The sequence below is a fragment of the Streptomyces sp. NPDC006197 genome, from assembly GCF_040613865.1.
Classification (GTDB): domain Bacteria; phylum Actinomycetota; class Actinomycetes; order Streptomycetales; family Streptomycetaceae; genus Streptomyces.
Genome location: NZ_JBEXSZ010000041.1, coordinates 32,944 through 54,077, shown reverse-complemented (window position 1 = coordinate 54,077; position 21,134 = coordinate 32,944). Strand labels below are relative to the sequence as shown.

At 66.1% G+C, this 21,134-nt stretch carries 13 protein-coding genes and 2 pseudogenes; 3 read left to right on the top strand and 12 right to left on the bottom strand.

The genetic code is table 11. The features are described 5' to 3' along the window. Window positions 1-86, top strand: a pseudogene (locus ABZ318_RS15665) (IS5/IS1182 family transposase); the annotation flags it as partial. 6 nt (window positions 87-92) lie between these two features. Here ABZ318_RS15665 and ABZ318_RS15660 read toward each other — a convergent pair. The 3 genes from ABZ318_RS15660 to ABZ318_RS15650 all read right to left on the bottom strand — a co-directional run bounded on the left by ABZ318_RS15660 (window position 93) and on the right by ABZ318_RS15650 (window position 1,469). Further along, window positions 93-344: a hypothetical protein gene (locus tag ABZ318_RS15660; RefSeq protein ID WP_356903003.1), complete on the bottom strand. Its 252-nt coding sequence runs from the start codon at window positions 342-344 to the stop codon at window positions 93-95. Between the two features lie 270 nt (window positions 345-614). Further along, window positions 615-926 (bottom strand): hypothetical protein, encoded by a 312-nt coding sequence (locus tag ABZ318_RS15655; RefSeq protein WP_356903002.1) that lies wholly within the window; start codon window positions 924-926, stop codon window positions 615-617. A gap of 168 nt (window positions 927-1,094) precedes the next feature. Then, window positions 1,095-1,469 (bottom strand): hypothetical protein, encoded by a 375-nt coding sequence (locus ABZ318_RS15650; RefSeq protein WP_356903001.1) that lies wholly within the window; start codon window positions 1,467-1,469, stop codon window positions 1,095-1,097. Window positions 1,470-1,726: 257 nt separating this feature from the next. Between ABZ318_RS15650 and ABZ318_RS15645 the strand changes: the two genes are divergently transcribed. Continuing rightward, complete coding sequence (locus ABZ318_RS15645) at window positions 1,727-2,491, top strand: transposase family protein (protein WP_356903000.1); 765 nt, start codon at window positions 1,727-1,729, stop codon at window positions 2,489-2,491. A 15-nt stretch (window positions 2,492-2,506) separates the two neighbouring features. Here ABZ318_RS15645 and ABZ318_RS15640 read toward each other — a convergent pair. From ABZ318_RS15640 to ABZ318_RS15600, 9 genes and pseudogenes are all read right to left on the bottom strand, one after another. Then, window positions 2,507-2,752, bottom strand: a pseudogene (locus tag ABZ318_RS15640) (transposase family protein); the annotation flags it as partial. Window positions 2,753-2,831: 79 nt separating this feature from the next. Continuing rightward, entirely contained in the window at window positions 2,832-2,981 is a 150-nt protein-coding gene (locus ABZ318_RS15635) for a hypothetical protein (RefSeq protein ID WP_356902999.1), read from the bottom strand. Window positions 2,982-3,134: 153 nt separating this feature from the next. Continuing rightward, window positions 3,135-3,635, bottom strand: a complete 501-nt coding sequence (locus ABZ318_RS15630; protein ID WP_356902998.1) for an SUKH-4 family immunity protein — start codon at window positions 3,633-3,635, stop codon at window positions 3,135-3,137. An 81-nt stretch (window positions 3,636-3,716) separates the two neighbouring features. Beyond that, on the bottom strand, window positions 3,717-10,724 hold the full coding sequence (locus tag ABZ318_RS15625) for a polymorphic toxin-type HINT domain-containing protein (RefSeq protein ID WP_356902997.1): 7,008 nt from the start codon (window positions 10,722-10,724) through the stop codon (window positions 3,717-3,719). Between the two features lie 147 nt (window positions 10,725-10,871). Next, on the bottom strand, window positions 10,872-14,510 hold the full coding sequence (locus ABZ318_RS15620; RefSeq protein ID WP_356902996.1) for a LamG domain-containing protein: 3,639 nt from the start codon (window positions 14,508-14,510) through the stop codon (window positions 10,872-10,874). Between the two features lie 1,214 nt (window positions 14,511-15,724). Further along, complete coding sequence (locus ABZ318_RS15615) at window positions 15,725-16,354, bottom strand: DUF4328 domain-containing protein (protein ID WP_356902995.1); 630 nt, start codon at window positions 16,352-16,354, stop codon at window positions 15,725-15,727. A gap of 398 nt (window positions 16,355-16,752) precedes the next feature. Beyond that, the gene (locus tag ABZ318_RS15610) at window positions 16,753-18,231 is read right to left on the bottom strand and encodes a UvrD-helicase domain-containing protein (protein WP_356902994.1); all 1,479 of its coding nucleotides are present in this window, start codon (window positions 18,229-18,231) and stop codon (window positions 16,753-16,755) included. 94 nt (window positions 18,232-18,325) lie between these two features. Beyond that, window positions 18,326-19,189, bottom strand: a complete 864-nt coding sequence (locus ABZ318_RS15605) for a DUF6083 domain-containing protein (RefSeq protein ID WP_356902993.1) — start codon at window positions 19,187-19,189, stop codon at window positions 18,326-18,328. Between the two features lie 147 nt (window positions 19,190-19,336). Continuing rightward, the gene (locus ABZ318_RS15600; protein WP_356902992.1) at window positions 19,337-19,600 is read right to left on the bottom strand and encodes a helix-turn-helix transcriptional regulator; all 264 of its coding nucleotides are present in this window, start codon (window positions 19,598-19,600) and stop codon (window positions 19,337-19,339) included. 822 nt (window positions 19,601-20,422) lie between these two features. Between ABZ318_RS15600 and ABZ318_RS15595 the strand changes: the two genes are divergently transcribed. After that, the gene (locus ABZ318_RS15595) at window positions 20,423-20,818 is read left to right on the top strand and encodes a hypothetical protein (protein ID WP_356902991.1); all 396 of its coding nucleotides are present in this window, start codon (window positions 20,423-20,425) and stop codon (window positions 20,816-20,818) included. Window positions 20,819-21,134 lie beyond the last annotated feature (316 nt).

The window sequence follows — 21,134 nt, the reverse complement described above, 5'->3', positions numbered from 1 at the left end:
GGCGCATCTTCCGCAAAGCCCGCTGCAGCCCCAACCGCATGACGGCCATCGCCGCCGCCGTCCTCACTCTGGAGCGTCAACGCTGAAAGTCCTCAGTAGTCGGCGAGCAAGCCGAGGTCGATGGCGTCGGAGAGAGTGAGGCGATAGGCAACGGGGCCGAAGAGGGTTTCGTCGTCCATGGAGGCGACGGTCTCGGCATCTCCGGCCTGATCGGCGTCTGCGTCGGCATCCCAGATGCGGGGGGGCTGTGAGGTAGAGGCGGTGGTGGGCAGGGACCTGGTCGTCGTGGTGGATGGCTGCCCAGGCTTTGCCGAGGCGGCCGACGGTGCGGTGGGCTTCGTCAACGACCACCAGGTCCCAGGGGGGCAGTGCGTGAGCCCGGTGGGCGGTGACGATGGTGGGCAGGGAGGCGTAGGTGGCATAGACGGTCACCGGCTCCCCGGCAGAGGTGGTCAGTGCCGTGAGGTCGGAAGGGCTGGTCGTCATGGGCAGATCGCCGGCCGGGGTGTGGTCGATGGCTTGACGCGCCGAGCAGATGTCGGCGTACGGGCTTTCCTCCCCAGCCGCGTACGGATGAACGTCCCAAATTTTTGTCCCGATGAGGGCAAGGGTGGTCAGTCGGCCGTCCAGCCGTGCTTCCTGTGGGCAGCGCCGGTTTCGTCTTCGCCGAGCCAGACGAGGCTGAACTGCTGGCCCCGCAGTCGAAAGATCCCCTCTGACCAGTTGGCAAGCTCCTCGTCGAGTTGGTCAGCGGAGATGATCCCGTCGTCGAAGTCGGGCAGCTGCTGAGTTGGGGCGACGCAGGACAACGCCCACTCGGGAAGCTCTTGCGGATTGCCCCACCGCCTTCGCCAGAAGGGCCCTTCTCTCCACCACCAAGTGGTGACTCGGATCACGAGCACGCCGATCTGTTCGTCTCCGTCCATGAGACGTGCGGCAGCTCGGCGGTATGGGCCAAGCCGGGCATCGGTCGGTGGCTCCGGCCACTGGCGTCTGAAAACACCCTGATTCTTGCTGTCCCACTCCAGGCCGGTCTGGTCTGGGGCTCAGAACTCCTGATCACATCACAGCGCTTCCGACGGCCGAGTACTTGATCAGTTGCTGATCGCCCGCTGAAAGATCTCGGAGAACTCGCCGTTCTCGATCAGTCCGGCGATCACGCCGGTCATGTTGTCGATGCCGGGATCCCTGACGATCAGGCCGTCCGAGACCCAGAAGTACCGGCCGCCGAATGCCTCGTCGGTTCCTGCCCAGAGTTTCATCAGGCGCTCGACTTCCGCGATGGTGAACACGGTCGCGGTCCAACGAGATCCATCCTTCAGAGTCACGAAGACATCGACGTTGCAGACCTCGTCCAGGTCCTCGCCGTCGCTGGGTAGGAACGACGCCTGGAAGTCCTCCATGCGGACCCGATACCAGGGCTCGTCCCACCCTCGCTCGATCGGTTCAGACGATGCGCTGTCGCTCATCGCGCGAGTGTCCTTGGTCAGGACATCGATCTCAACCGAGATCCTCTGCAGTGCTGCTGCCCGCGGTCAGAGCTGGGGAAGTTCGTCCGTACGCGGCTGGGGAGAAAAATCCGTACACCGACACCTGGATGGCTCCGGGCAGGACCGTGAGCCTTTTCCAACCTGCTTCTGGAGTACGGCTGTTGGGCTGACAACGCGGTGAAGTCCCTGGTAGATGGGTTTTCGACCAAGAGAACCGTCTCCACCAAAGGCTTCATGTGCTTGTCTACCCGTCGGGCGTCGACGTGTCCAGCTCCGCCCTCCGCTTCCTCACGCAGCAGCTGCGGCGCCACCGCCGCGCGATCGGCTCCCGGTGGCGGCGCCTGAGCGTCGGCCGCCAGGCCCTGCTCACCCTCGCCCATCCGCGGATGGGCCACACCTACACCCAGCTCGCGGCCGGGTTCGGCATCGGCACAACGACGGCCTACCGCTACGTCACCGAGGCGGTCGAGCTCCTGGCCGCTCTCGCCCCCGGCCTGACCGACGCGGTGCGAGCCGCGTCGACGAAGGCGTACCTGATCCTGGACGGCACCCTTCTGCCCATCGACCGCATCGCCGCGGACCGGCCGTTCTACTCCGGCAAGCACAGGAAGCACGGGATGAACGTGCAGATCCTCGCCGATCCCTTCGGCCGGCTGCTGTGGGCGTCAGCGGCCCTGCCCGGCGCCGTCCACGACATCCGCGCGGCCCGCGAACACGGCATCGTCGACGCCCTCACCGAGGCAGACATCCCGTGCTGGGCCGACAAGGCATACCGAGGTGCCAGCGGCACGGTCCGCATCCCGTACTGGGGACGATGGGAGACCCTCTCCTCTGGCCGGCAAGCGGTCAACCGATCCCACGCGAAGATCCGAACCCTCGTCGAGAAGGCAGTCGCCACCCTCAAGTCCTGGCGGCTCCTCCGCAAACTGCGGTGCTCGACTACCCGGATCACCAGCCTCGTCCAAGCCGCCCTCACCCTTCATCTGACCAGCTCAGGGTGAGGATGGAAAAGGCTCAGTGGCTGTCGAGATGCCGAATCCGGCTGCCAGGGCGGGTAGCGGTTCGTTCTTGCGCAGGTGCACCAGCGCGAGCAGGGCCTGCTGGAAGCGGCCCAGCTTCCGCCAGCGCGAACGGCGTTCATACCTTCGTGTGTAGATGAACCAGGAAATGTGCTCAACCAGCTCGTGCGGGACGTCGACCGTGGCACGATACGGGACCAAGCGAGGCTCCTCGGACGATGCGTGGTGCGTAGAGAACACCACGCAACGACCAGGAGCCTCGTCTCGTTGCGCACCCCTGCTGACCTGATGCTTCACCCCACAGAGACAGGATGAAAACGGCTCAGTGACGGCAATGGTGACCACTGGACTCGGTGTCGTCAGTGCGGCTGCGGTCGTCGCGCAGGCTCACGATATCGGACCGGTTGCCCCACACGTAACTGCGGTGGTGCTGGTACAGGTCGGTGTAGATGTCACGAGTCTTGACGGGCATGGATGCGGACGATGGAGGACCGGTGGAGCGAAATTCATTGAAGCGGAAAAAACTATCACTTCGTCAAATTTTCCCCGGCTGCCACCATTCGGCAAGCCCTGGCGCGAGGTCGAGAGAAATCGACGCGCATAGCAGTGGAGACCGGTCAAAAAATCACCCGATCACCTCCTCTGTAGAATAATCACCCATTTCGATATCGCTAACGAACGTCTCCCAGAATCCTCCGGCGAAATAGGCCTCCGGGTCCTCCGAGCATACGATCTCCTTAACCTTTGCCGCGGCCACCTCCATCTCGTCACCGTCCTCACTCGTAGAGTAAAATGGAAACGTTTCGATCACCTTCTTTACGATCTCATTAAAGGCGGCGATTGAAGTGCTGACAAGACTTACCCCGCGGGCGCCTTCTTGATGCTGCACCACAGAGCCTGTCTTCGAATCAAAGAGGAGGCTGCCGAAAAGCCCAGTAGATCCGAATTTAAAAAATCTTCTAGGCGTCGGCCCATCCATGGCGGTCAACGACTCTGCGGCTCGATACGAGAACGCGATCAACGCTTCAGGCACCTGGAGTTCAACAGGCGCCCCATCCCAATCGCTACCAGAGGAAAGTCGAACAATATTAAATTTCGGCCATCCGTCGCCGGGTGCGTCAGACATCTAAAAAAACTCCCGAATTGGATCGAATTATAGAATTAGATAGGGGGTGACGCCTGGGTGCGGCGTCACCCCCTCATCTGCTTAGCGTACAACTCCCCTCATGTACGCTTCAATTTCTTTTGTCACTGCGGAATGGTCCATCCCGTTCCAATCCCACGACCATGAGGTCTTAATGCCCCTATCCGCCATTAGCCCCTCGCACTTATTCGCGCATGGCTGACGTTCAGAGTACACCTCGACTACACTCCTGCTGCCGGCCTGCCTGAGGATGTCTTCCTCGGCGTGAATGCCGGATCCGGATCGTCCAACCAGAATCGTTCCATCCTCGAGCCTCCCTGCGGCAAAATTACCCTTTACATCCTTCAGGAGAAGCCGCCGAAGGTAGGTCGCCCTGCTGAGATCAGTGCTGAGATGCGGCACCTTACCGCAGGTGTTGTGGACCAAGATCGGAGTTTTGCCCGCAAGGACATAGTACGTGTGAAGACCGTCAACGGTGAAGTTGTACGTCTTTACGTACTTTACGAAGGCGTAATTCCCCTTGACGGCGACAGTATTGCCCTTGTCCGTCAGCAGGGTCATGCCAGGTTTCAGACCCTTGGCGGCGACCCAGGCGTGCTGTGACGGCGACCAGAAGGGGTGCTCCGCTGTGGCCGTGAGGTCCTTGACTCCGTCAGGGGTCTCGATGGACAGCGTGTTGAGGTGCTTGGTCTCCTGGGTGCGGATCAGCTGGGTGACCGGCCGTGCACCGGATTCTCCAGTTTCAGGGTCGGTCGCTAGTACCTTATCGCCGACCTCAATATCCTGGATTTCTTTCGTGGTGCCGTCGGACATGAAGACGAGCGTTCCAGCAAGGAAGCAGTTGCCGACCTGCACTCCTCTGACGCCCGCCCCTCTGGCGCCTACGGCGGCAAGAGAATTATTATAGACATCAGAGGAACCCTGCTGGTAAAACGGGTCGCCCGAATCCGCGCCGTTAGATGCGGCCCATTCGTCATAGGAATCAGCGACTTCGCAGTCTTCCCACCCAAACCAGCAGAGTGGATATCCTACTTTCATCCCCCACTCGCCTATTTGCGCAATCGCATGCCCCGACCCGAAAAGAACCTGGACGGGGCCATCATTGACGTCTTCGGATGGCGGTGCCGATCCGCCGCCCGTGCCGCCGCCTCCACCGCCGCCAGTGGTGGTCGCAGTGCCGCTCGAGTCTCCAGTTGTGCCCTTCTCGTCGCTCGTTTCGGGGTTACCGTCGGTGTTGTCGGTCCCGTTGTTGTTGTGGTCGACCGGGTTGCACGCGCCTTCATAATCCCCGCAGACCTCTCGCATTCCCGTGGGGTCGGTGAGGGTCACGGGGCTGTTGCCCGCGTAGCCGTAGCCGTTGAGCGACTGCGGGAGATCCACGCTGAGGACCGGGTCGACGCTGACGAACTGACCGAGGGTGGGGTCGTATTCGCGGGCGCCGATGTGGGTGAGGTTGGTACCCGTATCAGCGGTCTTGCCGAGGAATGCCTTGTCGTCCGGCCACGTACCACTGGTAGCGCCACGAATGGCACCGAAGGGGGTGGTGTAGCGCTTGGTGAGGGTCTGGGTCGTGTCTGCGGTGAGGGAGAGGTTGCCGGTGCCGTGGTGGTCGGCGGCGAGGAAGTGGAGCTTCTCGGTGCCGGTTTCGTTGGTGCGCAGGGCGATAGCGGAGCCGGCCGCGGTGTAGTAGCGGTTGGCCCATTTCTTGGTGCCCTTGAGGTGGACTTCGGTGGCGCCGAGGTAGAGGACGGTCTCACCGCTGGTGCCGGAGGCGCGGCGGATGAGGAGCTGGCCGTCGGCGTCGTAGAGGTAGTCCGTGGTGGTGGTGCCTTCGGTGAGCTTGGTGAGCTTGCCTTCGGCGGACCAGGTCAGGGACTGGGTGGTGGTGCTGCCGACTGTTTCGACGCGGGCGGTGGTGTTGCCGGTGGCGTCGTAGGTGTAGCGGGTGGTCTCGTCGGTGCAGTTGCCGTCGGTCGTGGTGGCCTTCAGCGCGTGCGTGCGGGGGGTGTTGTAGCAGTAGGTGCGGGTGACAGGGGTGGTGGTGTTCTGCTTCTCCGTGGCCCGCTGGCCTGCTGTGTTGTAGGTGTAGGAGGTCCAGTAGGGGGCGGCTCCGCCGAGGTTGGCGACGGTGCGGCCGGTGGTGGCGCAGTCGGCGGTCTTGGGTGTCCAGGCGTCGGTCAGGCGGCGCTGGCCGTCGTAGGTGAAGCACTGGAAGTCGGCGCCGTTGCCGGTGCTGGCGTGGTCGAAGATGGAGGTGACGTTGCCGGCGGGGTCGTAGGTGTAGGCGGTGTCGCGTACGGGTCCGCGGGTCTGGTCGTCGACGTCGGCGTCGGTGAGGCGGCCGGTGCCTTCCTCGTAGAAGTTGGTGAGGAAGACCTTCTTGGTGCCGACGGCGGTGGAGGGGCCCAGGGTGAGCTGCTGGACCTGGCCCAGGTCGGTGTAGGAGGCGCCCAGGAGGTAGCCGGAGGCGCCGGAGAGGCCGATCGGGAGGCCGTAGGGGTTGTAGTCGGTGCTGACGATCTCGCCGGTGAGGCCGCCGCCGGCCGGTTCGGTGGTGCTGCCGACCGTGCCGTCGAGGCGGTAGTTGACCTTGGCTGTGGTGGTGGCGGTGACGGCTCCTGAGGTGACCAGGGCGTCGTCGGCGGGGAGGGTCAGGGTGGTGGTGGTCGGCCGGCTCATGGAGTCATAAGAGGTGACCTTCTTGGTGTAGGTCTTGCTGCCGGTCTGGTTCTTGCCGCCGGTGTAGCGGATGGAGGCGTCGGGCAGGCCCTTGAGGAGCGAGTCGTAGGTCCACTCCGCGAGGCGGTTGGCATCACTCGCGCTGTTCTGCCAGAGGCCGGTCTTGCGGCCGAGTTCGTCGTAGCCGTAGACGAGAACTCGCTGTTCGGCGTCCTTGGTCGTCTGGATCTGGTCGAGATCGGTGTAGGACGTGCTGGACGTGCCCTTGTCGGGGTCGCTCGCGGTGTCCTGCCGGCCGTAGAGGTCGTAGGTGTAGGACCACTTGGCGTTGTCGGGCCCGGTGACCTGCTTCTGCTTGCCGTCGCGGAAGTAGCCGTACTTGACGGAGGTGTAGGAGGCTCCCAGGGTCGCGCCGTAGGCGGTGTCGTCGGGCTGGGTGCCGGCGTAGGCGCGGGTCTCGGTGGTACGGCCCAGAACGTCGGTGATGGTGCGGGTGGCGGTGCCGCCCTGCTGGGCGGTGGTGGCCACCGAGTCACCGGTGTAGGTGGTGAGGACCGGGTTGAACTTGGGCACGCCCTTGACCAGGAGGGTGGACTTCACCGGGCGGCCGAGGCCGTCGAACTCCACGTTGTACTGCTGGGGTGCGCCGCCGTACTCGGCACGGGTGTATGTGCTGGTGGGTGCGGTGGTGGAGTCGAAGATGTCGGCGTAGGTCTCGTAGGCCAGGCCGCGGTCGTTGTAGCGGGTGTCGGTCAGGATCCGGCCGCCGTTGGGGGCCGGGGCCTGGGTCTGGAGGGGGCGGAGCAGGGAGTCGAACAGGCTGTAGCTGGTGGTGTAGGACTGGCCGTCGGCCTTGAGGGTGGAGACCGAGGTCCATGAGGGGTCCTTGGTCTGGTTGATGCCGTAGCCGAAGGTGGCGGTGGCGGTGTCGCCTCCGGACTTGGAGCGGTTGGGGGCCCAGGTCGCGGTGATGCGGCCGAGCGCGTCGTAGGTGTTGTCGGTCCGCTTGAGGTTGGCGTCCAGGGTCTGGGTGACCGAGCCGCGCGCGGGATCGTAGTAGGTGTAGGTCCTGTGGGCCTGGCCGTTGGCGAGCTGCGGCTTCGTGACGATCATGGCCGTGAGGGGGCCTGTGGTGGCCGGGACATATGCCGTGGTGGTGACCTTGCCGGCGGTGTCGGTCACGGAAAGGGGGCGGCCGAGTTTGGCGGTGGCGCCGTCGTAGGTGGCCTTGGTCAGCATCTGCCAGCCGGTGGGGTGCCGGTCGGCGGTGCTGCCGGCGACCGTGGCCGGGTAGCCCTTGGCGCGGCCGGTCCAGGTGGGCAGGCCGAGGGTGAGTGTCTGGTCGGCGGTCCAGCCGGTGGCAGCGGGGGCGTCGTAGACCACTGCGGTGTCGGACAGGACGTCGCCGCGCTGGTCCGGGGCCTCGGCGGGCGTGTACTTGTGGGTGATGCTGGTGGGCATCTTCAGCAGGTCGTCGGTGACCGAGCAGGCCTGGCCGACGGTGCGGGTGCGGGAGACCAGGCTGGTGAGGCCCTTGGCGTCGTTGCGTGCGTACCAGGTGCGGGTGCAGGTCTCGTCGCCGGCGGTCGACCAGTCGCCGTGGTTGTCCGACCGGATGGCCATGCCGTAGCCGTCGTAGGTGGTGCTGACGGCTGTGGTGCGCCACTTCTTTGCGGCGGTCAGGTAGGTGTTGGAGTAGGTGCGTGCGGTGCGGACGTAGCCGGCCGTGATGTGGGCGTAGGACTTCTGCTGGCTGGCGGTCTGCTGGTACCAGAGGTCGTTGACCTGGTTGCCGACCGCGAGGGTGCCGTTGTAGGTGATCTGCTGGCGCAGCTGGCCGGCGTACTGGTCGCTGTCGGTGACGTCGCCGACCGTCAGCTCGTCGCCGGTGCTGCCCGCGACGTTGTCGATGTCGATGCCCGGGACGGTGACGCTCTTGGTCAACGGGCTTCCGTTGGCGTCCTTGGCCAGGCGGCGGTCACCGTGCATGCCCTGCATATACAGGCTGACGGTCTTGGAGCGGGTGTTGCCGGCCGCTCCGGTCTGAGCGGTCACCTTCTGGTAGCCGCGCCAGGACGACCAGGTGCGTTCCTTCTCCTTGGTGAAGGGGTCGTCGTTGTAGTGCCAGGCCGGGCCCTCGTAGGTGTAGGCGTTTTCCACGGGCACGCTGCGGCCGCCGGTGTCGGCGGTGGTGACCGCGATGACCCGGTACTTGTTGAACCAGTCGAGTTCCGTGGCGCCGCCGTTGATCGGCCAGTAGACCGGGTAGCAGGAGAGGGTGTTGTTGTCCTCGGATGCGGGCATCTTCGAGCCGCGGAGACAGTCCGGTTCGGAGAGGGCGACGGTGGTGATCGCGCCGGTCTCCGAGGTGATGGTGGAGATCCGCGGGCGGGTCAGCGGCACGACATCGTCTGGCTCCTCCGTGCTGGCCTGTTCGACGCGGTTGGCGCGCTGCTGGTAGGTGAAGCCGATGGTCGGCAGGTCGAGGGCGGTGCCGTTCTTGCCGGTCCGCTTCAGTCCGGTCAGCGTCCAGACCTGGTCGGAGCTGTTGCCGATGTCCTGGCCGTCGAAGATGTCCTGGGTCAGGGTGTAGGTGTCGACCGGCTGGTAGGCGTCGGGCTCGGCGGCCGTGGACCAGACGTGGGTGTTGATGCTGGTCAGGATCTTCCGGGTGAAGAACGCCGGGCCGATGGCCTTGCAGTCCGTTTCGCTCGCGGTGCAGATCGAGTCGAAGGGCACGTCGGGCCAGTTCTTGGCCGTGTCCTCGGTCAGGGCGTCGCAGCCCCCGCCGATGTCCTTGCAGCGTTCCTTGTAGCCGAAGGTCACCTTGCCCGAGGCGGTGCCGGTGAACAGCGTGTCGGAACGCTGGCCGTAGCGGATCTCGTTCAGGTACCCGCCGCGGGTGTAGGCGGCAAGCGCGGTCTTGTCGCCGTCCTTCGCGTAGTAGTTCGTGTCCGCCGTGTACCAGTAGGTGGAGGAGTTGCCGTGGATGTCCTCGACCAGGTCGAGGTTCCAGCGCCATGCCTGCTGCTTGGCACGGCCGGAGGGGGACGTGCCGGCCGAGTAGCCAGGTTCGCCGCTGTCGTCGCCGAAGACCGGGACGGTCCACACCGAGTTGGTGCGCTCGGTGCCGGCACCGTCGAGCTTGTTCAGGCCGAAGGTGTAGGTGGTGCCGCTGCCGGTGACGACCTTCCAGTACTCGCCGGCGCCGTCGATGCCGTCGCCTTCGTCGCCGTTGTCGGCGCCGGTCGCATGGGTGACGATGGAGGCGTCGTCGTTCTTCAGCCGCCAGTGGTTGCTGGTGTCGTCCTTGACGAGTTCGGTGGCCTTGCCGTTCAGCACGAGAGAGGCGTTCTCGTACTTCCAGCACTGGTCGTGCTTGCCGGTCTGGCCGTCGTCGTCGCACGAGCCGTACTTGCGCTCGATGTACGACGAGGTCAGGTCGAAACCTTCACCGACCAGGGAGCCCTGGTTGTTGGTGTTCGCCGTCCGGCCATCCACGCTGCCCGAGTCATAGGAGAGCCCCAGAGACGGGGTGGGGCCGGCCGCTGCCGGCGGGACTGAGATGGGGTAGGACCAGGTGAACGAGCCCGAGGAGCCGCCGGCCTCCCAGGAGGAAGAACTTGCCAGCGGGGTGGCCTTGTAGTCGCCCGCGCCCTTGTCCGAGCCGCCTGTCGTCGTGGCCGTGAGGGCCAGCACCTGGGGTGCGGTACTGATTTGTGCCAGGTTCGCGGTGACCGTCTGGTCCTTGGCCTTGTTCTCCGAGACGACCGGCGTTGTCGTGCGGCATTCGGCCTTCTGGGGGGTGGTCAGCGCACACGACGGCAGTGACACGAGACCCAGACGGGTGGCCCAGGCGCCACCGATCGCGGAACCGAAGGAACTGTAGTCGACCTCGACTTTTGCAGCCCCTGCGTCTTGGGCCGCTACGGTGAACAGCACGCCGGTCACGCCGGCCGCTCGGGCTGCCTTCTGGCCGAGCACCTTCACTGTCGAAGTGCCGGCTGCGGGGTGCCGGACGAACCGGGCCTCTCCCGTCCTCTCCACACCGCGCAGGCGCACCAGCGCGGTGCTGTCGGGGGCCGGGGTCGAGGTCAGTCGGCCGGTCAGCGTCTGTGCCTTCGGCCAGGCGTTCTGGGCGCGCTCCTGGTCTGCCAGGTCCGACAGGCGGCGGTTGGCCGCCCGATCCTGCGCGACCTTGGCACGTTCCTTCTTCGCGCCCGGTTCGGTGACGGCGTGCACCTTCACCGGTGCGGAGGCGGGGACCTCCGGGCGACCCGGAACTTGTACGGCCTGGGCCAAGGGCACCAGCGGTGTGGGTATGGACAACGCCAACGCCAGGGCGCCGATCACGGCACCTCGGCGTCTGCGCAGACGTGTACGTCTGGACACGACGGAACGACTCCTTCTGATCTTCGATCGGGATGAGGAAACAGCGGCCCGGGACGGGCACGCGGGCAAGCTGCGGTGACGGGGCGGGGGCGTGATCGTGGGCCCCCGCCCCGTTGCTCTAGCTGGGAATGAGAGTGCTTCGCCGGATCAGGGACCGACGACGGCAAGCACCTGGTTTTCGTCGCTCAGCGCTCCCGCCCACAGGCGGATGTCGCTGATCGTGCCGGGCAGGTAGCTCCCCCAGGTGGTCCCGGTCCACTCTTTTCCGATGCTGAAGCCCGAGCCAAGCGTGGCCTGGTAGGCCTTCGGATCACCCTGCCGGGTCGTGCCGGTGTAAAGACGAACTGTCCCCGTTGTGGCGTCGTAGACACCTGTCAGCCGGACTTCGCCGCTGGGTGTGAGAAGCTCATCGCTCTGCACCGAGCCCGAGCCATCCGAAGACCAGCGGCCGAAGAACCAGCGCCCCACCGGAACCAGCTCCGTGGTCGGCAGTTTTTCCGGATCGGTCGGTTCGACAATCTGCTCCTGCATGCCGGTCTTTTCAAACCAGATGCCCCACGAGGAACCTGTGCCCGTTTGCTGCCCCAGGACCTGCATCCGGGAACCGTCAGGCATTGTCTTCAGCTTTGCCGTGGTCACGTTCACCGCGGTGGACACTGTGAAGGAGCCGGTATCGTCCACGAGCGGCCGGGCCGTTGAGCCGGAGCCGTCCACGCCGTCGAGACTGATGCCCTCGCTTCCCAGCGCAGCGCCACCGGACAGGCTCAGTGCGTTGCCGTATCCACTGCTGTCCTGCAGTGCGGAACCGGATCCACTATTCGGGTTGTACTGGGCAACGAGCTCGACGTATCCGCTGCCGTCCGCGGCCTTGGCCCCGGCTTCCTTCTTCACGTCTCCGTCCACCAGTGCTCGCTGCCAGACGGCCACTTCGTCGATTTCGCCGGGGAAGTAGTCGCCGTAGGCGCCGGCATACTTAGCCCGTCCAACCTGCAGGCCGCCAGTGGATGCCCAGGCGCCGGTGGTAAACGGCGTGCGACCCTGCAGGACACCATTGACGTAGAAGGAGATCGTCTTCTTCGCCGGGCTCGGATCCACCACGAGGCCAAGGTGGGTCCAGGCTCCGAGCTGCGGTGACTTCGTTGCGTTGATCCGCTGGGCCGAGAGAGAGGCCGAGTCGGAGTCCGCCTCGGGCAGCCGGATGCACCAGGTCTTCACGTTCGCGCAGTAGCCCATGTAGAAGGCGCTGTGCCGGTTGCCGTTCTGCCCGACGACGGTGGCGTTGAGGGAGCCGGCAGCATCGAGCCGGGCCCAGGCCGTGACGGTATAGGCCGAGAGTGTCTCGACCACCTGCTTGGTGGTCGATGCGGCTCCCTGGCTCGCACTCGACAGGGACAGGGCCTTGTCCTGAGTCTTCGTACCGTCTGACGCCGCGAGCTCGCCGCGCCGGCCGTGGTCGTTCCGGGTGGCGCCGGATGCGGTGAGCGTCAGGTTGTTCTGCAGCACGGGATCCACTGTCGAACTGTCGTACGCGACACCAGACGGCTCGTTGAAGCTCCAACGGCCGATGTGCCCGCTTCCCTCGTTCACCAGGAACTTGACGGCCCTCTCACTACCGATACGCCCCTGGGCGTCCGTGGCCTGTACGTTCAGAATCAAGGCGCCGGATACCAGAGGGGTGATGGTCGCGGTGTACGAGCCGGAGGTGGCGGTTTTCCATCCGCTCCAGGCAGAGTCCGGGGACAGCTTGTACCGATAGCCGGTGTTCACGTCACCGGAGGCCGGGCTGAAGGTGACTGTGCCTGTCTTACCGGGCTCACCGGCAGGCACACAAGACCCGCCAGTAACGCACTCGGAGTAGGGAGTCCCGAACGTGACGACCGGCGGTTTGGGGGCGGTGGAGTCCACCTTGAAATAGCACCAGGGGGTGACGCCACTGCTGAGTGCCCCGGTGTAGGACGTGTTGGGGAATGACTGGGTGAAGGCGTGGTAGCGGTAGAGGGTGCCCTCCTTGAGGGCGACGTTCCAGTCCTTCACCTGGCTTGGAAAGTCCTTCAATGTGGTGCTGTAGGCGACGTGACCCGTCGTGGGGGCCAGCGATCCCGTCGTCGGTTCCAGGGCGTCGGACCAGGTACCGTCCGCGTTCTTGCCGTCGACGTCGAAGTACACCCGCAGCATCGCGGCACTCTCGCCACCGGGAACCACACGAGGCGTTGCCACGAGAATCGGCGTCGGATCGGAGAGAGTGGCCGGGGAGCCTTCGGTCTTGTTGCAGATCTGAGTGGGGCCCGATAGGACTCCGTACTCGGCCGGTGTCGCGGGCTTGCTCATGTAGGTGACGGTGAGGACGGCGTCGTCGTCGAAACGCTTCCACTCCTCCGTGTCCGTCTCGTCCTGTGCCGACAGCCTCAGGGTCAGGACGCTGAGCTTGCCGTCGGCGAACGACTTGGTGGTCGCCGTCAGGTTCTCATCAGGCTCGTCCGGATTGTCGTTGAACTCGATCGCAGCACGCGGCTGCGAGGGTGAGCACATCGTTCCCCGACCGGCCGAGACGTAGCGGTCACCCAGGTGGTCCAGTGCTGTGGGGCCCGGCCACCTGGAGGACTGGGAGATGGGTTCGGTGCGCTTCAAATCCACCCAGCGCGGGTTGCAGGAGAACGACCACGTCTCGGTCACACGGAAGGTGGCGTCCAGGACGTGCTTGCCCTGGAGGTTGGTGGGGACGAACTCGAAGTACATGCGGTTCACGTAGCCGGAGCCGCAGTAGTACGTCACGCCGTTGACCACCGCGCTGCCGCACTTGCCGACGCTCATGCCGTTGTCGCCGCCGGAGAAGTTGTAGAAGGCGTCACCGTCCGAGGACAGCACCGTGCGCTCCGCCTCGTTCATCTCGGCCGACGGGTCGATGTAGAGGGGGAAGTCCTCCGCGTCGGTACGGGTGACCAGGTCGGCGGCAGGTGTGACCGTCAACGAGCCCGGTGTCAGGTCAACATCCATCAGTGCGGCTTCGTCACCGGCCCCCGGCCCTGCCAGGGGGTCACCCTCCTGAAGGGGGGCTACCGGCTCCGGTGCCGGCTCTGCCGAGGAGGCGGACTCGGCGGAGATGCCGGACAGCGCCCGGAATCCCGCACTCTGCGTGCTCGCCCCCGAAACCGGGGACTCGACGCCGTCGTCACCGGCCGAGTTCCACATCCGGGCGGTCGGCGACCGGAACACCACCCGGCCGTTGCCATCCAAAGCCTCGACGCTGCCCACCGCGCCCTCGCGCAGGTGCAGCCCGTCCGCCTTCAGGCCGTACTCGATCGACTTGAGTTCCGGCAGGGCCGCAGCCTCGGGAGTCTCGACCTCCAGCACCTGGCGGAAGCCCTCGACCGTCGCGGTCAGGATCAGGTTCACGTCCGGCAGGACGTTCTCGTAGACGGCCCGCTCACCGTCGAGGCGCGGCTCAGGCAGACGACCGGGCCAACCCATCGACACCGACCGGCCGTCCTGCCCCATCGTCACCAGGCCCTCGCCCGAGCCGCCGCCGCCGGAGAACGACAGATCCACCACGGCAGCCTTCGGTCCAATGGATCCGTCTTCGTGGCGTACGAGCGTCGCGTCGGGCTTAGCCCAGCCGCTTCCCGTGTCGACGCGGACCGGAGCGATCGACTTCTCCAGCGTGAACGTGGCACCGTCGGGATTCGCGAACACGGTCTCCCGCTCCGTCCGCTCTCCCACGACCTCCACCCGGGAACCCGCGGCGGCGGCTTCCTTCAGGGCCTGCTCCGATTCCGTGAGAGCAGGCACCGGGACGTCATCCGCCAGTGCAGGACTGACAGACAGAGCTGGCGCGGCGCCGGCCAATAGGGCCCAGGCCGCTGTCAGAGCGAGTACTCGCCCTCTTCTTCGGGCGCGCTGAGCACGCCCCGATCTCACGTTCATTCCCCACCCGCAGCTCAACCGGACACGAGAAGCGCACGGTCCGGCATGACATGTGATCTACATGCATGTGAAGTGAAGATCAAAAGCGCTTCCTGTGATCTTCCTGTGTCAGGGGATCCAACGCCCCAAGCGGCGCCTCGTCAACGCACCTGACCAGCACAAATGCTCCACAGACGCCGACGCAGACCAGACATCTCCGACCGACCACCACAAGCGAACCGGACACACGCCCCATTTCAGAGTGACGCACGCCATATAAATTCCGGGCTTCACAGGGAACCATCTGTCAGGTTCTGCGCACAGCAGGCACCGCAGCATGTCGCCGCCACTCGCGGCGGCTCATTATCCGCACCAAGGAACAGGCCGGGACAGACCCAACTCGGGGTGCCACGAAAGCTTGTCGACCAAAGCATTCTTGCCGGAGATGCTCACGAGTTGTCCGGAGAAGTCGCTTCCGACCAGCAAACCGGCATGACAGCCAACCAGTTGACGACTCCGTATCCCGGCCTCGGCGGTCGCTTCCTGCTCACCAGCCGGGCCACGCAAGAGCCGCTGACGTCAGGCTCGGTGGTCTTCTCCATCCACACAGCTCGGCTCGACCGGCCCACAAGACGGCCTCTCGAAACCGACGCCGGCCCGCTGTGCACCTCTCCAGTGTGGACCGCCGCATGGCCCAGAGCGTCACAGGAGGCTTCTGGGCCGAAAGGACCGACGTCAAGGAGAGGCATTACGAGACCCGTCTGACAAGATCGCTAAGGCCGCACTCGATGACTACGCGTCCTCGAGCTCCATCAGTTCAGCCTGACTGCCGGCCGGCAGATACCTGCAAGACGAGTCGACCGACATGAACGTGTCCTTGGCGCCGTGGACCACGAGCGCGGGTGCACCTGGAGCGAGCGGAGGCCCCCGGCCAGGCTCGAACGGCCTCGGCGGCCGTCCCGCTGATGGCTCCGCCGTCCAAAGGACGCCGCTCCGGCCCCGGGCACGCGGTTCCGCATGCACGGAACCAGCGAGGTTTCCCACCCTATGAGCCGGACGTAGACGTTCCAGCCGCCAACCCGGCAGTGACAAGCCAGGAGTCAGGAAGTCCGGGCTTGGATGGGACCGCTCCTTCGACGGCTGGCTACGACCTGCATGCGAGTCAGCTGGACGACGAAGTACCCTGCCGCGCCAGCCGCGACGACGTTCAGCGCGTCGCCCACCATTCCCAGGGTCACGGTGTCCAGCACCTCGGCGAGGCCATCGGCCCGTTTGTGGCGGAACCCTGAATACCAACGGAGCAAGAGTGAACCAGCGAAGGTACCCCACCAGAGGTTCACCGGCCAGAAAGCGGCGCCGGCGGTCGCTCCGCGGCCGGTCCTCTGCAGGCAAGCGGCCCACATCTCGACAGCGATCCGGTACGGCATCCATAGAAATGCCATGGGCACGAACCAAGCTCCGATCGCCCAGCCCGTACCTCGCGTGAAGCCATCCGGTGCCAGTGCTCCGGCGGCCCGCCGCATCCGATGGAACCAGGTGACGAAGACCGCGGCGCAAGCCGTCAACGCCGGAGCGTAGAACCGGTCCACCCTCCTGAACAGGGCGTCTGCCGCATCCAGTTCATCCTGCCGGGCGAACAGAAAGCCGCCGTCTCCTTGTACCGAGAAGTGAGTCCGGAAGCCGGCGTACACGGCGAACAGATCGCATGCGGCGACGGCTACGAGCAGCAAGCACACTGCAACGAGCAAGGCGCGCCTGGGGCCGGGCACCTGGGCGGGCAGGGCAGGACGTGGGCGCAGAACGCCGAGAGGAGAAGAGGACATGACGGTGCGGCCCCCCTACGGGCGTGGAACGGGAATGTGCCCGCGGACCTGCGTGCAGAGGGAAGTTACGCCACGGGCGGCCCGCCCGTCCACGGTCAATCGTCACCTCGGTCACAACGGTGGGGCGCCCCGACAGCTGTACAGCAACGTGGCCACAACATCGCGTACGAACCAGCCGCAAGGCGGTTGGCCCTGTAGTAGGGATGCTGACTTCAGGACTCGGTCTAGGAACGGGACACGGTGCTCGGGAGTTTCGCTCCGGCTAGTTTTCTGAACGCCGAAGTCAGGTGTACAGCTTGTGGCGTTCACTGATGCTGGTGTTGCGGGTTTCCGTCGGGGTGTGTGTTGATCCAGGCGAGACCGTTGATGTCAAGGTGTGTACGGGCGCGGGTGACGGCGACGTAGGCGAGGCGGGCTTCGCTGTCGTCGATCGGTCCGGGAATGGGGCGGCCTTGGCTGTCCTGCTGGTCGGTGTCCTTGGGTGGACTGAAGTCGTCGGCGATCTGCACGCGTGCCCATTCGCGGCCTTTGGCCTTGTGGGCGGTGGAGACGGTGACCTGGGCGTGCTCCTCCGCGTTGAGGCGGCTGACGGCGGTAAGGATGGCGTCGGTTCCATGGGTGTCGACGAGGTCGACCAAGGGCTGGAGATCGCGCCCGGAAGGGTCGTGGGCGGCGTAGTCCTGGACGGTTCCCCAGGTGGGGAAGAGGACGAGTTCGGGGTGGTGGGTGCGGCGTCCGTCTTTGAGGTCGCGGGCGGCCAGGGCGAGGGCGCGCAGGCTGTCACCGCCTCCGACGAGGGCGACTTTGGTGCCGGCGGCGAGGAGGTTCATGACGTGTTTCATGGCGCCGACGTTGGTACGGCACAAGATGGCGTCGGGGCGGGTGAGGGGGCCGAGTTCGGTGGGCATGGCGTCGGTGCCGGTCAGGCGGAGGGGCGTCTGGGCGATGGCGAGCCAGCGGTTTGCTTCCGCAGCCAGGAGAGGGCCGAAACGGAAGGACCGGGACAGGGTGAGGTGGGTGCCGTCGAAGTCAGTCATGACGTCTTTGGCGCCGCGCCAGTGGTAGATGGCCTGGGCTGAGTCTCCGACGAGGACGAGCTGGGCGTGGTCCCGCTGGGTGTTGAAGATGTGCTCGACGACGGGGTTGGTGTCCTGCGCTTCGTCGAGGAGAAGGAAGTCGGCGGCGATTCTGGGGTTGGTGAGGGACCAGATCTTGAGGAAGTGATCGGGGTCGAAGCGGACGACGCCGTCGTCGGGCCTCTGGAGGTCCTCCCAGGCCTTGCGGGCATAGGGCAGGACGACGCCGGCGAGCTGGCTGCGGGCGGTGGGGGTGTCGAGGCCGCGTAGGGGCGGGACGTGGTGGTCGGTGATGGCGGGGTCGGCTGAGTGGCAGAAGCGGGTCACGGCCCGCAGGACGCTGTTGGACAAGGTGGTGGGCGTGAGGTCGTGGCCTTCGATACGGACGGGCTTGGTGATCCCGAGGTCCTGCCCGGTCCTCCATGCAGGCCGGCGGGGTGCGTCGAGACGGCGGGCGTAGCGGTGGCCGAGGGCTGCGTAGGCGAGGGCGTGGGCGGTCTTGCAGGTGACGGTGCTGGGGAATCGGGTGGTGGCGTCGCGGGCGATGGCACGGTTATAGGCGATGTAGCGGCCGCGGCGGCGGGTGTTCTTGGCCAGCAGGGCCAGGGTTGAAGTTTTGCCCGTACCAGCGCCGGCCTGGAGGGCCAGGTGGTCGCCGGCCTGGAAGCGGTCGGCTGCTTGGGTCTGTTCGTCGGTGGGGGTGAACAACGGGTCTGCTCCGGATCGGGCGGCGAAAACGTTCGCGTGGAGGCTCTGCAGATGGCTGGTCGGCGGCAGGTTCGGACAGCTGAGGGAACAGCGCCTAAAGGTGTTGCTGGTACCGGCTTCTTGGCAGGCGGGTGGCGAGGAATACGTGGTGGAGCAGCGGGTCGAAGGGTTCCCATTCAGCAAGGGCGAGGTCGGGTGCGCTCGGGGCTGCGGCGTGGGCGGGGCAGTGTTGGGTGCGCCAGCGCAGTTGCTCGCTGTAGGACAGCTGGCTGAGGTCGTAGAGGGCGATGTCGGCTGCTGGCAGGGTCAGCTGGCGACGGGCCCGGTCGAGCGTGGCGGGGGCGAGTCTCCATGTTCCTGAAACGGTTCCGGGGGCGAGAACGGGGTGAGGGCAGCGGGTGCGGCGCACGGTCTGGGCGACGCATTGGATGTCCTCGACCGGTCTGGCTGCGAGGTAGCGCCCGTAGAGGAGCTGGACGACGGGACGGGCCGGTCGGCAGTCGCCTGGAGTGGCCGGGTCGGCGACGGGTGGCTTGTCTGGGGTGAAGACGCCCGTGTCGAGGAGTCGGCGGGTGTGCAGGGCGAGGCGTCGGCGGAGTGCGTCGAGGGCGGGCGGAAGGCTCTGAGGCGTGGTGTGGGTGGGGCACAGGGTGGGGTGGGAGATACGGCACCAGGAGGTTCCGTCGTCTGCGTGGTGCGCGATGCCGGAGGCGACGTGCCAGCGGTTGGTTTCGGGGACGATCGCGGTCGGCAGTTCGACGGGGTGGAGAGGGATGACTCGTCGGGTGATGGTGGTGTGCCAGTCGACCCGGTTGCCGCAGTCACGGCAAGGGCCGCGCTGTGCGATGCGCAGCAGGCGGCTGGGGCTGTCGGCGGCTACGCGTAGAGCGCGGCGGCGGCTTGGGGTGCGGGGGGTGCCGTCCCAGTGGCGGCCACTGGAGGGGTGGGCGGGGTGCATGGCGGTGAAGGTGCCAGGTGACGCGCCGCGTTGGGGGTGCCCGCGCCTCGATCATCCCTCGTCCGGCTCAGCGGAGGGGTACTGGCGCCCGAGGGTTCGATCGCCTGTTCCTGTCGTGTAGCCGGTTCAGGTGATCCGGGCAGGAAGCTACTTCGAGGTGTCGCCGGGGGGCGTGTGGCCTTCGCAGAGGGCGGCGAAGAGGCCGCCGAGCGGGACGTCGAAGGCGTGGCCGAGGGCATGCCAGGTGGCGAGGGATCCGATGGTGCGGCCCTGCTCGATTTCGATGAGGGTGCGCCTGGACAGGGCGGTTCTTTCGGCGAGTTGGTCGTAGGTCCAGCCGCGGTCGCCTCTGAGGCGCGCGAGCTGCTGGCGCAGCGCGTCGAGGTTCGGTTCGGGCGGCAAGATCGTCACCCGTCCATCCGATGGTGCAGACCCCTGCCCTGTCAGTGCAGAGGTCTGCCCTATTTGCACAGGTAGTGCCCCGGGCGGGAGGGCAGGGGTCTGCACTACGGTGTGCCGCCATCACCACACTCCCCCGCCGCTGGTCCTACTCAGATCCGGACCAGGGGCCCCACAGAGAAGGACCCTCGGCAGATGAGGCTGTGCACCACGCGCCCGCCGACGCCCCGCACCTGGACCGTCGAACTGCGGCCTCAGCCTCAAGGCCCTCTGCTCGTCTGTCCCCAGTGCAGCTCCGCGCCCGAAACCCTTCACGGCCGCACCGCACGCTCGGCCGCACTCGCACACCTCGCCCGCCACGCCCGATGCTCGCTGCTCCCGCCACACCTGCGGACCTGCCAGTGCCATGAACGCGGCTGCCGCTGGCACCCACGTCACCGCGGCTGCACCGGCCCTCTTCTGCTCGTCCTCTCCCGTGAACACGGGGGCCGGCTGTGGCGTCTCTCTGACGCCTGCACTGCCTGTGCCCGGGCGATGCCCGATGCCTCAGCCGTACCGGAAACCACCCTCATCGCCGCGCACCGGGTCATCGACCCTTCGCCTGCCCAGTCACGGAGCAGGAAACCCCTCACCGGCTGGATGGAGAGGAGACTGGTACGGGACATGCTCAGCTTTCTGGCCGCCTCTCTCGGACCTTGCAGCCCCCAAGCCCGACTCCTGGCCCTGCAATGTGCGCTGCGTTCGACTCCGCCCGGCCGAGTACGGCTTCCGGCCGGCCTGATCCGTGCCCTGGCTGTGCCACAGGTCGCCGCCACGTGGCAGGAGTTGGAGGAGATGCGCTGGATCCGCGAGAGCGTCCACGGCAGCTTCGTCGGCAGCGCGCAGCTCACAGATCCTCTGATCGGGGTAGCCGGACGCAAGGCGCGAGCCCGTGCTGCGGACTGGGCCCTGCGCGCCCATCAATCCCGTCCGGTTCGCAGGAGCCCTCCGGCGATTCGATTGGTAGCCCTTGCTCTGGCCGCCCATAGTGTGCCGGAACGGGCCGGCGGCATCACCGAGATCGGTCAACTGACTCGCGCGAGTGGCCTGACGGTATCCGAACTACTGCACGCCGTGGACTTGTTGTCCGCAGCCGGGACTATCGACCGCTGGAGTCTCGATCCTGCGACCGACGACTTGACCTGGGCAATGAACCACCTCTCCCCGCCGTACCACGACCAAGGGGGATGAGTTGAGGCAGCCGTCGACACGACGGCTTCAACCCGCGCAGGTTCGCCGAGCCACGGCCCGGCAAATCTCCATGAATGCTGCACTCGAACGGGCGCCGACCCGATGGCGCCTCCATGTCGCGTTGGGGCTGCCAGGCCATCTGGACCTCGAGTTCTTAAATGCCTCTTTCAGCCCTGGCGGGCACAGCCATCGGCTCAGCGCGCCCGCCAGGCCGGGTAAACCGCCGTTCAGGGATGGCGCGCCCATGGTCATCTGGAGTTTGCCTGCAGCTGGGCTGGCGACACCCGGACAGTCCGCGGATCCCCGCGGATCCCCC